Origin of the sequence: Pseudoalteromonas sp. H103 (genome assembly GCF_001469205.1) — a bacterium.
GTDB classification, from domain to species: Bacteria; Pseudomonadota; Gammaproteobacteria; order Enterobacterales; family Alteromonadaceae; genus Pseudoalteromonas; species Pseudoalteromonas carrageenovora.
Genome location: NZ_LOFG01000001.1, coordinates 266,719 through 280,497 on the forward strand (window position 1 = coordinate 266,719; position 13,779 = coordinate 280,497).

The window sequence follows — 13,779 nt, forward strand, 5'->3', positions numbered from 1 at the left end:
ACCCATCGCGATACTGCGATGCTTAAAGGGGAAAATAAAAATGGCTTTTAAAGATGAAGAACAAGCAAAAGCTTATTGGGCAGAAAACATTTCACTACTGTTTAAATTACTAGCAGTGTGGTTTGTGGTCTCGTTTGGCTTTGGCATATTACTGGTAGATGTACTTAATGAAGTACGTTTTTTTGGGTTTAAACTTGGCTTCTGGTTCTCCCAGCAAGGCGCGATTTACACCTTTGTTGCTTTGATTTTTGTGTACGTTTTCAAAATGAATACGTTAGATAAAAAATACGGCGTAGACGAATAGGAGCTAAGCAATGGATGTTCAAACACTCACATTTATAATTGTTGGTTTAAGCTTTGCGCTTTATATCGGCATCGCAATTTGGGCTCGAGCGGGCTCAACTAAAGAATTTTACGTAGCGGGCGGCGGCGTACCACCACTTGCTAATGGTATGGCAACAGCTGCAGATTGGATGAGCGCCGCGTCGTTTATTTCAATGGCGGGTATTATTTCGTTCGCAGGGTATGATGGCGGCGTTTACTTAATGGGGTGGACCGGCGGTTATGTATTACTCGCTATGTGTTTAGCGCCTTACTTACGTAAATTCGGCAAATTCACGGTACCTGATTTTATTGGCGATCGTTACTATTCACAAACAGCGCGTGTTGTTGCTATTTTGTGTGCCATCTTTATTTGTTTTACTTACATTGCAGGGCAAATGCGCGGCGTAGGCGTGGTATTTTCTCGCTTTTTAGAAGTAGAAATTGAAACCGGTGTATACATTGGTATGGTGATTGTATTCTTTTATGCAGTACTTGGAGGCATGAAAGGCATTACCTACACGCAAGTAGCACAGTACTGTGTGCTTGTATTTGCATACCTTGTTCCTGCTATTTTTATCTCAATGATGATGACAGGCCACTTCTTCCCACAAACAGGTTTTGGCGCCACACTTATTGGCACCGACGGCGTTTATGTACTCGATAAGTTAGACGGTTTAAGTGCAGAGCTTGGCTTTGCCCAATACACCGAAGGCTCTAAGAGCATGATTGACGTATTTGCAATTACAGGTGCGTTAATGGTGGGTACTGCTGGTTTACCACATGTAATTGTTCGCTTTTTCACTGTACCTCGTGTTAAAGACACACGTATTTCAGCAGCGTGGACACTGGTATTTATTGCTATTGTCTATACCACAGCACCAGCGGTTGCCTCGTTTGCTCGTGTAAACATGATTGATACCATTAACGGTAAAGACGGCAGTGGTACAGAGTACGCAGAAGCACCTGCGTGGATTAAAAACTGGGAACGCACAGGCCTTATTACCTTTGATGATAAAAACGGTGATGGCAAAATGTTCTACACAGCGGGTAAAATTGAAGATCCAAATAGCGCAAACGAAGTAAAAGTAGACCGCGATATTATGGTTCTTGCTAACCCTGAAATTGCCAACTTACCAGCATGGGTAATTGCCTTAGTAGCCGCAGGGGGGATTGCAGCAGCACTATCTACTACCGCAGGTTTACTGCTGGTTATTTCGACCTCTGTTTCGCACGATTTACTCAAGCGAACCCTTAAACCCGATATTAGCGATAAGCAAGAGCTACTGGCCGCTCGATTAGCTGCGATGGTTGCTATTGTTATATCCGCTTACTTTGGTATTAATCCGCCAGGATTTGTAGCATCGGTGGTCGCGTTTGCCTTTGGTTTAGCGGCGGCGAGTTTCTTCCCAGCAATTATCATGGGTATATTCTCTAAAACAATGAACAGAGAAGGTGCAATTGCCGGCATGGTAACGGGTATTGGCTTTACCGCTGCGTATATTATCTTCTTTAAGTTTGTAAGCCCTGAGCTTAATAGTCCTGAAAATTGGTTCTTAGGTATTTCTCCAGAAGGCATAGGCCTAGTTGGTATGATTATTAACTTTGTAGTTGCAGCGACTGTACTTAAGTTTACTCAGCCTACACCTGTTGAAATTCAAGAAATGGTAGAAGGTATTCGTAATCCTAAAGGGTCGGCTGGAGCACATGCTCACTAAGCCTACTTATTTATAAAGCACCAAAAGCCCGACTTTAGTCGGGCTTTTTATTTGTATAAATAATGAGTACATTGGTGCAGTGTATACTTTTTAATGAGTGCAACAATGAGTGTAGAACAACAAGAAGTAGCCCAGTATGTGTGTATGCAAGCGCCTTTTAGTATGTTGCAAACAAGTGCATGCGAATACTTTGTAAGCCATTTAGATTGTGTTTACCTAACACGCGAAAACCAAGCACAATGGCTGCAAAGCGAAAGTCCAAAGCTCTTTTTAATTCGCTCAGGTTTGTACGACTTGGTTGATGCCAAAGGCGACGTAGTAACGCGTTTAGCGCAAGGTGATTATTTTGGTTACCCCTCGCTTTTAACCGGAGAAGCAATACAAAATAGGTTAGCGGTTCAAAAAGAGGGCATAGTGTATATGCTCAGCCAAGAGCACTTTGATTTTTTACGCCGTGAATACAAACCGTTTGAGCAATATTTTGTAAGGGCGCACGCAAACCGTTTACTCTCATCACATTATAAAAGTAAAAACGATAGCTGGTCTGAGCGTAAAATATCTGAGCTTATGACCCGCAAAGCGATAACTTTAGCGCCCGATGCGAGCATTAGGCAAAGTGCTAAAAAAATGAAAGAGCATGGCGTGTCTTCAATTATGATCACCGAACATGCCCATTTAGTAGGTGTAGTTACTGACCGTGATTTACGTAACAGGGTACTTGCCGACGAAGTAGACCCAAAAGAAGCTGTTAGCAGCATAATGACCGCTAAACCCAAGTTTATTTTTGAAAATAACCGCGTGTTTTCTGCGCTGCATTTAATGCTTAAATATAATATTCACCACTTACCTGTACTTGATGAAAACCATAAACCGTTGGGTATGCTTACTAGCACCGATTTACTACGCCAGCAAAAAAGCGATCCAGTACAACTCATTGGCCGCATTTATAAAGCGCATACCATTACTGACTTAAAACGCTACGCAAAAGAAATTCCTGAGCTCCTGCGTAGTTTTTCATACAACATTGATGATATATCACTAATTGGTAAATTATTAAGCGGTTTAACCGATGCACTAACATCGCGCCTTATTCATTTATTTCAAGAAGATAATGGTGCAGCGCCCACCAGTTTTAGCTTTATTTGTTTTGGCTCGCAAGCGCGAGAAGAGCAAACCCTGCACTCAGACCAAGACAACGGTTTACTACTGCCTGATGATTTAAGTGATGAACAACACGCTTACTTTAAACATATGGGGGAGTTTGTATGTGAACAGTTAGTAGAGTGTGGAATTAGACGTTGCCCTGGAAATATTATGGCCAGCAGCGATTTATGCCGAATGAGTATAAGTGACTGGTGTGAGCGCTTTTTTAAATGGATAAAAAGCCCAACGCCAAACGCCATGCTTAACTGTAAAATATTTTTTGATTTGCGCTTTATTGAAGGCTCAAATGCCTTGTACAGCAGCTTTTGTGAGCAGCTTACTCGCATATCTCGCAATGAATTATTTTATGCCGCTATGGCAACCGATATAAGCAGTAACAGCGTACCGATTGGTCTATTTAACAAGTTTAAAACCGAAAAAACCGATCAAAATAATAAATACATAGATTTAAAAACACGTGGTGTGGTTATTATTAACGACATAGCAAGGTTATACGCACTTAAAGCTGGAATTAGGCGCGCTAATACACAAGAGCGATTAGATGCGCTTTTAAAGCACGGCTTACTCAGTAAAAAGGATATATATAATTTAAAAGATTGCTGGCGATTCTTAACTCAACTGCGCTTAAGTACTCAGATAAATGAAGAGGGATTACCAAGTAACTGTATTAATCCTGATAAGTTAAATTCGCTTGAGCGCCATCAGTTAAAAGAAGCTTTTTACTTAGTTAAGCAAGCGCAGCAAGCCGCCGCGTTTAAATTTGCTCGTGGCAGTTTATAAGGCGTATTTTAGGAAAGACCATGGTGAAAAAATTGCTTAGCGAATACTTTAAAAAGCGAAATTTATTAAGTCAAAATGCGTTAACACAGCGCTATTTAGTTATTGATTTAGAGCTAACAGGGCTTGATGCAAAACAACACGAAATTGTATCGGTAGCGTGGGTTGTAATAGATAACCAATGTATAAAAATGAGTGAGTCAAAACACTTAGTTAATAAAGATGTTAAAAGCCTAGAGCAAAGCCCTGTATATCATGGAATTAACGACGATACTTTAGCTAAAGGGCAAAGCCTTACCAGTATATTAGCGCAATTAAGCAGCCACTTTAGTGATTGTATTTTAGTGTTTCATAATGCAATGCTTGATTGGGGCTTTTTAAAAGTGGCGCTTAAAAGCGCAAATATTAATATTCAACCCAAACTCATCCTCGACACGCTCCATATAGAACAAAAACGACTAATTAATCATTCGTGTGATATAAAACAAGATGATTTAACCCTAAGTGCGTGTCGCGCGCGTTATGAGTTACCAAGTTATCATTGTCATCATGCGCTTACCGATGCACAAGCGACCGCCGAATTACTACTAGCTCAGTGCCATCAAATAAGCCGTGGCAAAGAGCTAAAGGTAGGTGAGTTAACATAGACTTACCGCTTTAAAATACAGGTTTATTTTAATTAACCTAACCTTGATTGGCTATTAGTGATAACAGAACACACAAAAATTATTCACCTAAAAACGAATTCCTCCCTGTTTTTTATTAAATAAATTTAATCCTTAAAGCTCATTAAATATGATTACTCTACATATATAGCATTGAATCTTGCTAGATCGCATAAAGAAACTAATATGTAAATATAAGTTATCTATAATGTTAAGTTGTTATTGTTCCAAAGTGTGTCGTCTAGATCTGTTGTAGCTCTAGAAATATATAATTTTGTTATTGTTTATTTAAAAGAGAAAAATATGAGAAATAAAATTTTAAAGTGCATCGCGTGTTCTCTGATATTTTTAATTCCAGCTGCTCAAGCAAGTGACGAAGTTAAACACGTACCCGGAATTTTTATTGGCACCACTCATTTTGATAGTGAAAGTGAATTTACCTTTGGGATTGAATATGAGTATAAATTTACTAATGAATGGGGCGCAGGAGTGGTATACGAAAGAACAAATGATGCACATCATGGCGATGGTACAGCTGTAGTTTTAGCTTCTCTTTTTTATCATCCGACTAAAAATATTCGTTTGGGGGTTGGTTTTGGTGAAGAGCGCATCGGTGGAGGGCACCCCCACAATGAAGATTTATACCGTATCAGTAGCGCTTATGATTTTCATGTTGGAGATTTTGGTATCGCACCTACTGTAGCGGTAGACTTTATTGATGACGAAGAGGCTATTGTTATTGGTTTTGCTATTACTCGACCTTTTTGATTTTTACTTTTCAGCAATGATGTAAGGTTTAGCCCTAAAATTGAAGAGGTTTAAAATGTTAAGTAAGCTGTCTATTACCAGTAAAATTTACTTTCTAGGTATTTCGCAAATTATACTAATGTTGATAATTGGGGTTATATCTTTAATACAGATGAATAAAATAGGTATGGAGCTAGTTGACATAGCTGAGCGAGATATTCCTCTTAGCAATATGCTTACTACAATGTCGGAGCATAAATTAGAGCAAACAATATATTTTCAGCGGGTTTTGTTACACGAAAGTTTAGCCTCAGGTGGAAGCAATGAAGAAATTGAAAATAAGCTTTCGTCGCTAACACAAAAAATTCAAAGTGAATTTAATAAATCAGAAAAATTTGTTCGTGACTCTATTGCTCAGCTTCATAGCGAAAAGGCTAAAGCAAGTTTTAAAGCCTTAGCGAATGATTTGAAGCTTCTAAATACAGAATATCAAAGTATTACAGCGAACATTAATGATGTAATTAAAGCGGTTAAAACTCAATCTGTTTCTGATTTGGGCGATAAAATAAGTACAATTGAAGTCGCAGAAGACAAATTTGAAAAAAAACTAATAACACTACTTTCCCTAATACAGCAATTTACTTTAGATTCAGCCTTAAAAGCTGAAAGTGATGAAAAGCAAGGTATTGATTTAATACTATATATATTCCTCTTCTCCGTTATTGTTGGTATGGCGTTATCATATTTTATAAGCAGAGCAATTTCTCAACCAGTAATTAGACTAAAAAATAGATTAGTTGAAATAGCCGATGGTGATGGCGATTTAACCTTAACGCTTGATGAAAGTGCTAGCGATGAAATAGGAGATACAGCAAGAGCATTCAACAAGTTTCTATTAATGCTAAGAGAAACAATCAGTGAAGCGAATATACATTTATCGCAATTAGATGATTCATCTAAATTTGCAATAAATATTATGCAAAAAACTGTGACAAACGTTGACAAGCAAAGGGTTGAAACTGAAATGGTATCAACTGCCGTCGAAGAAATGACCTGTACAACTTTAGAGGTGGCAAGTAATACTCAAAATGCATCAACAGTGACCGAGGCTGTTAAAGAGCGAGTATTAAAAGGGAAATTAGAAGCGTCTCAAGCAAAGTTAGTCATTCAACGTTTAGCTACAGAAATAGATGAAGCAAGTACTGTGATAGAGAGCCTTGTAACAGAAACAAATAATATTGGCAGTGTTTTGGACACTATACAAAGCATTGCTGAGCAAACTAATTTACTTGCTTTAAATGCTGCAATTGAGGCTGCGCGAGCTGGTGATACAGGCAGAGGCTTTGCTGTTGTTGCTGATGAAGTAAGGGCTTTAGCGCAACGAACACAAGTTTCTACTGTTGATATTCAAAGTTTGGTTACCCGTTTACAAAGTGAAGCTAAAAATGCAGTGATGAGTATGAATAAGGGAATTAGTAGTGCCGATGAGTGCCTTAAAAAGAGTACTGAAACATCAGAAATATTTGCAGATTCTGCCATTGCAGTGAACGAAATTACGGATTTGAACTTGCAGATTGCTACCGCTGCAGAAGAACAGTCAGCTGTTGTAAGTGAAATAAATCAAAACTTAATTAACATTACAGATATTGCTACAGAAACATCGACAGGAGCACAAGATACATCTGAAGCAAATGAAAGTATCGCAAGATATATTAATAACTTAAGAATTAACCTTAATAAATTTAAAGTGTGACTATTCACCTTAAATTTATTAAGAAGCTTAAAACAATACTAACGAGGTTGTATTTTCAGGCTAGTAGAAAGACACTTATTACATATCAAACTATATTTACCAATTAAGCCTGTATTTAGTGTTCAATGATGCAATGCTTAATTGGAACTTTGTATAAGTGGCGCTAAAAAACGCAAATATTCATATTCAACCCAAACTCATCCTCGATACGCTCCATATAGAACAAAAACGCTTAATTAATCATTCATGTGATATAAAACAAGATGATTTAACCCTAAGTGCGTGTCGTGCGCGTTATGAGTTACCAAGTTATCATTGTCATCATGCGCTTACCGATGCACAAGCGACCGCCGAATTACTACTAGCTCAGTGCAATCAAATAAGCCGTGGTAAAGAGTTGCAGTTGAGGTCAATAATTTAACAAAACTACAGCATTTACTAATTATTTTGTTAAGATAAGAATTTTAAAAGGATTTATTATGGTAATTGAAGCCGCCAGTAAGTATCACAACCAGTTAAACAATGACCTTAAAGCAGTTAAAAAGTACATTCACAATAATTTTGGTGTGTTTCTTACTATTCTTTACTTACTGGGTAGTTTATCAGGTGTTGTGTATCTTTACGTTTTACTTAATAACTTTTCGGTTGATGTATTCAACTTTATTGAAATAAGTGACTTTCTACTGGCACTGATTTCAAATCCTTTACTTATTACTCTTTATACTGCGATCATCGTTTTAACAGCTATTTATTTAAATTGGCGCTCAGGACACATGCCAGATCCTAGTAAAACAACCGTGTTAAAAAAACTTTATTATGGCTTTGGTTACCCGTTCTATTTATTAAAACCTAGTTACTCAGTCATGTTATTTTTAGCACTTATAATATCTACATACCCTACTATGTTGGCGCATTCACACAGTAAAGATATAATAAATGAAAGAACAATGAATTATCACTTGTCATTAAATTATCCAATTGCTAAGAGTAAAGTAACTCAACTTCAAAATGTTCAAATAGTAGCCTCAACAATGGGGAATTTATTTGTTTATGATAATAAACAAGATAAGTTACTTATTATTTCACAAGAAAATATTTCAGCATTAATACCTAATCTACACCAAGAAAAAACGATTAAGCCAAAGTCAAAAGCTGCTCAAACACACAGTGATTAAACATTCGCATAAATACTATTGGCTGTTATTTATTAACGCATAACTCAGCATGGCACTTATTCAGGGTAAATTATGAAACTCATTACCACTATTTTCTTAACCTTATTCCCAATTATCGCTTTTGCTAATTCAAGCTTACCTGCTAATCGTCATATTGCAGTGCAAGGATCAGCTGAGATATTGGCTGTGCCTGATATGGCTCAAATATCTTTCGAAGTAATAAGCTTTAAAGACAAATCACTTGATGCTAAACGTGATGTGGATGACCGAGTGAATTTGTTACTTAAAGGTTTAAGCAAGTATGATGTTAAGGAGACTGATGTTTCCGCTTCAAGCCTGTTAACTCATAATGATGACGATATGTTTAATGTCGAGAGCGGTACAGCAATAAATGCAGGATATGTAGCAACAAGAACACTTAAAGTAACATTAAGAAATATTGAAAAAGTGAATGATTTTATCGATTTTGCACTAAGTGTAAAAATTAATGAAGTGACGAATATTGAGCTTATGTCTTCAAAATCTTAGCAGTTAGAAGCTGAAGCAACACAAGGCGCAATAGAAAACGCTATAGTTAAAGGAAGCGAGCTTGCTAAAGCGTTTGGGGCAGAACTTGGAAAAATTTACAGTATTAATTCAAATTCTAACCGTTCAAGTTATGGTTATGGCGCAGATAGTTTTGAGCGAATAGTAGTGACCGGCTCTAAAGTTACTAGAAATCCATTTAAGCAAGGTAGATACCTGCATGAAACTATTACATTTAAATCATCTATAAATGTGGTGTTTGATTTAGAAGTAGATGATTAAGTTAAAATTTTCATTCCAAATACATTATCATAATGTAAGCTGGCTTTACGTTTTTGATTAATTTGAAGGTAGCCATACTATGAGCGATGAAAGCAACACATTAAAAGCACAAACCGAGGCAAAAGTAGCAGCAGGGCGAAAAGGTAATCCTGCTTTTATGAAAGGTGTTGATGGGAGTATTGCTCAAGCAAAATCTTTTCAAGAGGGTGCTAACGCACTTGCTCTAAACCAAAACGCGCCAAACTTTGAGTTACCAAATCAACATGGTCAATTGGTGCAGTTAACCGAGTTACTTACTAAAGGCCCCGTGGTTATTACTTTTTATCGTGGTAGTTGGTGTCCATACTGTAATTTGCAGCTAAAAGCGCTTCAATCACGCTTACCTGAAATTCATGCATTAGGCGCACAGTTGGTGGCTATTAGCCCGCAAGTGCCTGATGGCTCAATGAGCGAAAACGAAATAAGTAACATGGATTTTGTAGTACTGAGTGACCAAAATGCAGATGTTGCAGCAAGTTATGGCGTAGCGTGGAAAGTCCCTACATTTTTATTAGAGCATATGCGGGTAGACCGCGGCCTTGATTTAGAGTCGCTTAATAACGGCAATGGCAGCATTTTACCTATCCCTGCAACCTTTGTTTTAAATAGCGAAGGTAGGGTAACGTGGCGTTATGTTGATGTTGATTACCGCACACGCTCAGAGCCAGAAGATATTATTAATGCATTGAAAGCACTTAGTTAAACTCTTTAGGTTGTACTTACTCAAAAGTAGCCTGCACTTTAGCTACTTTTGGGTTAATTCAAAGTTTCTAATCGCTCCCTCTTATAATAATGTTCAAGGTCGATTACAATACAGCCATCTAAAAGGCATATTGCCTTTATCTGCACGTAAAGAGAGTGGATTTTATATTTCATGGCAATCAAACTTGCAATTAATGGTTTTGGTCGTATTGGTCGAAATATTGTCCGCGCGTTGTACGAGTCAGGTTTGAGCGACGAGATAAAAATTGTTGCGATTAACGAACTTGCTGACCCTGAAGCTATTGCTCATTTATTAAAATACGACACATCCCACGGTCGTTTTTCTTTTCCTGTAAAACTTGGTGAAGACACCATTAGTGTTGCAGGCGATACCATTGCACTTTTTTGTGAAGAAAACCCAGTAGAATTACCTTGGCAAACCCTTGATGTAGATGTAGTTCTTGAATGTACTGGTGTTTATCATTCGCGTGAACACGCACAACTACACATTACTGCGGGCGCTAAAAAGGTGTTGTTTTCGCATCCGGCTGATAACGACGTAGATGCCACAATTGTTTATGGCATAAACGACGATGAGCTTAAAAGCGAGCACACTATTGTATCTAACGGCTCGTGTACCACGAACTGTGTGGTACCCGTAATTAAAGTATTAGACGATGCGTTTAGTATTGAGTCGGGCGCTATTACTACTATTCATGCTTCGATGAACGATCAGCAAGTAATTGATGCGTATCATCATGATTTACGCCGTACTCGCGCTGCGAGTCAGTCTATTATTCCGGTCGATACAAAGCTTGCCCGTGGTATAGACCGCATATTGCCTAAATTTAAAGGCCGCTTTGAAGCGATAGCGGTGCGTGTACCAACGATTAATGTTACGGCGATGGATTTAAGCGTGACGGTTAACGCTGATGTTGATTTAAATACAGTAAATAATGCACTTAAAGCACAAGCGAAAGACCGCTTAGAAGGCATTTTAAGTTACACCGAAGAGCCATTGGTATCGGTTGATTTTAATCACGACCCGCATTCTTGTATTATCGATGGTACTCAAACACGTGTTAGTCATAAAAGGCTGATAAAGTTATTAGTGTGGTGTGATAATGAATGGGGTTTTGCTAATCGTATGCTCGATACCGCTCGTGCTATGATGGCTAAGTAAACGTATTTTATAATAATTTTAAATATATTTTTCAGGTTCAAGAATCGTTAACTAAGGAGATGTTCATGTCGGTCATAAAAATGGCAGATTTAGATTTAAACGGCAAACGCGTATTAATTCGTGAAGATTTAAATGTACCAGTGAAAGCAGGTAAAGTGACGTCAGATGCGCGTATTCGTGCTGCGCTACCTACTATTAAATTAGCGCTTGAGAAAGGCGCTAAAGTAATGGTTATGTCACACCTTGGCCGTCCTACGGAAGGGGAATATGATGAAGAGTTTTCGCTTGCACCTGTAGCTGATTACCTAAACGATGCACTTGAGCAAAATGTGCGCCTTGAAAAAGATTATCTAAACGGCGTTGAAGTTGCTGATAACGAAGTTGTTGTGTTTGAAAACGTACGCTTTAACAAAGGCGAGAAGAAAAACGATGAAGCGTTATCAAAACAACTTGCAGCACTGTGTGATGTGTATGTAATGGATGCATTTGGTACGGCTCACCGTGCACAAGCCTCTACGCATGGCGTTGGCTTATTTGCAGATGTAGCCTGTGCAGGTCCGCTATTATCGGCTGAACTTGAAGCATTAGGTAAAGCACTTGATAACCCAGCTCGCCCATTAGTGGCTATTGTGGGTGGTTCAAAAGTATCAACTAAATTAACCGTTTTAGACTCTCTTTCTAAAATTGTTGACCAGCTAGTAACTGGCGGCGGTATTGCTAATACCTTTATTGCAGCTGCAGGTCATCCGGTTGGTAAATCACTTTACGAGGCTGATTTAATGGACGAAGCAAATCGTTTATGTGCAGCAGCTAAAGCAAACGATGGCGAAATTCCGGTTCCTACCGATGTTGTAGTAGGTAATGAGTTTTCAGACTCAGCTGTTGCTACGCTTAAAGATATAAGCGAAGTGACAAGCGACGATATGATTTTTGATATTGGCCCAGATACAGCCAGCCAACTTGCTAAAATTATAGCAAATGCAGGTACTGTAGTGTGGAATGGCCCTGTTGGCGTATTTGAGTTTGATCAGTTTGGTAATGGCACGCGCGCTATTGCACAAGCAATTGCAAATTCAAAAGCGTTTTCAATTGCTGGTGGCGGTGATACCTTAGCTGCAATTGATAAATACGGCATTGCCGATAAAGTTTCTTACATTTCTACCGGTGGTGGTGCGTTCTTAGAGTTTTTAGAAGGCAAAAAGCTTCCAGCAGTAGAAATGCTAGAGTCGCGCGCTAAATAAATTTATTTAGCCGTGTAAGGTGAGGGGAAACCCTCGCCAACAATTAATTATTAAATACCTCTCACCCTAATTTAATAATTAATTTTGACGGAACTTTGCTGCGAAGCAGTGATTTTTCGTGGTGTTATTTAAACGCCAAACTAACAAATCCGTTCAAACTAGATGGTAGGAGACTGCTGTCGATAAATTGGAGAATACCCAATGGCTTTAATCAGTATGCGACAACTTTTAGATCATGCAGCTGAACACGGTTACGGCGTTCCAGCCTTTAACGTGAATAACCAAGAGCAAATGCGCGCAATAATGGAAGCGGCTGATAAAACAAACAGCCCAGTAATTGTTCAAGGATCAGCAGGCGCACGTGCTTATGCTGGTGCTCCATTTATCCGCCACATGATTTTAGCAGCCGTTGAAGAATGGCCACATATCCCCGTTGTAATGCACCAAGATCACGGCACCTCACCCGGTGTTTGCCAACGCTCAATTCAACTAGGTTTTTCATCTGTAATGATGGATGGCTCATTAATGAGCGATGGTAAAACCCCTTCAAGCTACGAATACAATGTAGAAGTAACACGCGAAACCGTTGCGATGGCGCATGCGTGTGGCGTATCGGTTGAGGGCGAGTTAGGTGTACTTGGCTCACTTGAAACAGGTGAAGCTGGCGAAGAAGATGGTGTAGGCGCAGAAGGTAAACTAACTACGGATCAAATGCTTACCGACCCTGAAGAAGCGGCAGACTTTGTAAATAAAACTCATGTTGATGCGCTGGCTATTGCTTGTGGTACATCGCACGGGGCTTACAAATTTACGCGTCCGCCAACGGATGATATTTTAGCAATTGATCGTATTAAAGAGATCCACGCACGTATTCCTGATACGCATTTAGTAATGCATGGATCGTCGTCTGTACCACAAGAGTGGTTAGAGATCATAAACCAATATGGTGGCGAAATTCCTGAAACTTACGGTGTACCAGTAGAGCAAATTGTAGAAGGTATTAAGTTTGGCGTTCGCAAGGTAAATATAGATACAGACTTACGTTTAGCCTCTACCGGTGCTATTCGCCGCCATATGGCGCTTAACCCATCTAACTTTGACCCGCGTAAATACTTAGCAGAAGCTACAAAAGCGATGACAGAGATTTGTGTAGCGCGTTATAACTCGTTTGGCACAGCAGGGCAGGCAAGTAAAATTAAGCCAATTTCACTCGATGAAATGCACCTTAAATACTTAAGCGGCGAACTAGACCCAAAAATTAGATAATACGCTCTTATAAGCGATTTTTTCAAAAGCCAGTAACTTAGTTGCTGGCTTTTTTAATGCCTATCAATTTTATTATGCTGAGATCACTGTATTACTAACCCGGTTATTTGGGATCACGCATTTACTAACGCACCTATTTTTTGGATCATTAATTTACTAAGCACAGCTTATATTAAGGCCATTTTTGCATTATAAATAATCTGATCGTTTTTTATTTATAC

At 38.7% G+C, this 13,779-nt stretch carries 11 protein-coding genes and 2 pseudogenes; all 13 read left to right on the forward strand.

The features are described 5' to 3' along the window. Positions 1 to 40: 40 nt before the first annotated feature. The 13 genes and pseudogenes from ATS74_RS01240 to fba all read left to right on the forward strand — a co-directional run bounded on the left by ATS74_RS01240 (position 41) and on the right by fba (position 13,558). Positions 41 to 304, forward strand: coding sequence for a DUF4212 domain-containing protein (locus ATS74_RS01240; RefSeq protein ID WP_004586074.1), 264 nt, complete (start codon positions 41 to 43; stop codon positions 302 to 304). Positions 305 to 314: 10 nt separating this feature from the next. Then, positions 315 to 2,039: a sodium:solute symporter family protein gene (locus ATS74_RS01245; RefSeq protein WP_058547129.1), complete on the forward strand. Its 1,725-nt coding sequence runs from the start codon at positions 315 to 317 to the stop codon at positions 2,037 to 2,039. A gap of 105 nt (positions 2,040 to 2,144) precedes the next feature. Continuing rightward, a complete protein-coding gene (locus tag ATS74_RS01250) occupies positions 2,145 to 3,983 on the forward strand; it encodes a DUF294 nucleotidyltransferase-like domain-containing protein (protein ID WP_058547514.1) in 1,839 nt (612 codons plus the stop codon). A gap of 20 nt (positions 3,984 to 4,003) precedes the next feature. Continuing rightward, positions 4,004 to 4,627: a 3'-5' exonuclease gene (locus tag ATS74_RS01255; RefSeq protein ID WP_058547130.1), complete on the forward strand. Its 624-nt coding sequence runs from the start codon at positions 4,004 to 4,006 to the stop codon at positions 4,625 to 4,627. A gap of 321 nt (positions 4,628 to 4,948) precedes the next feature. Next, positions 4,949 to 5,413, forward strand: coding sequence for a hypothetical protein (locus tag ATS74_RS01260; protein WP_058547131.1), 465 nt, complete (start codon positions 4,949 to 4,951; stop codon positions 5,411 to 5,413). Positions 5,414 to 5,468: 55 nt separating this feature from the next. Then, positions 5,469 to 7,145 (forward strand): methyl-accepting chemotaxis protein, encoded by a 1,677-nt coding sequence (locus ATS74_RS01265; protein WP_235591983.1) that lies wholly within the window; start codon positions 5,469 to 5,471, stop codon positions 7,143 to 7,145. Between the two features lie 115 nt (positions 7,146 to 7,260). After that, positions 7,261 to 7,566, forward strand: a pseudogene (locus tag ATS74_RS01270) (3'-5' exonuclease); the annotation flags it as partial. A gap of 58 nt (positions 7,567 to 7,624) precedes the next feature. Then, positions 7,625 to 8,320, forward strand: a complete 696-nt coding sequence (locus ATS74_RS01275; protein ID WP_058547132.1) for a hypothetical protein — start codon at positions 7,625 to 7,627, stop codon at positions 8,318 to 8,320. Between the two features lie 72 nt (positions 8,321 to 8,392). Next, positions 8,393 to 9,127: pseudogene (locus ATS74_RS01280) on the forward strand (SIMPL domain-containing protein). A gap of 79 nt (positions 9,128 to 9,206) precedes the next feature. After that, positions 9,207 to 9,869 (forward strand): peroxiredoxin-like family protein, encoded by a 663-nt coding sequence (locus ATS74_RS01285; protein ID WP_058547133.1) that lies wholly within the window; start codon positions 9,207 to 9,209, stop codon positions 9,867 to 9,869. A gap of 171 nt (positions 9,870 to 10,040) precedes the next feature. After that, on the forward strand, positions 10,041 to 11,051 hold the full coding sequence (gene epd / locus ATS74_RS01290) for an erythrose-4-phosphate dehydrogenase (RefSeq protein ID WP_058547134.1): 1,011 nt from the start codon (positions 10,041 to 10,043) through the stop codon (positions 11,049 to 11,051). A gap of 65 nt (positions 11,052 to 11,116) precedes the next feature. After that, positions 11,117 to 12,292, forward strand: a complete 1,176-nt coding sequence (locus ATS74_RS01295) for a phosphoglycerate kinase (protein WP_058547135.1) — start codon at positions 11,117 to 11,119, stop codon at positions 12,290 to 12,292. Between the two features lie 201 nt (positions 12,293 to 12,493). After that, positions 12,494 to 13,558, forward strand: coding sequence for a class II fructose-bisphosphate aldolase (gene fba / locus ATS74_RS01300; protein ID WP_058547136.1), 1,065 nt, complete (start codon positions 12,494 to 12,496; stop codon positions 13,556 to 13,558). Positions 13,559 to 13,779 lie beyond the last annotated feature (221 nt).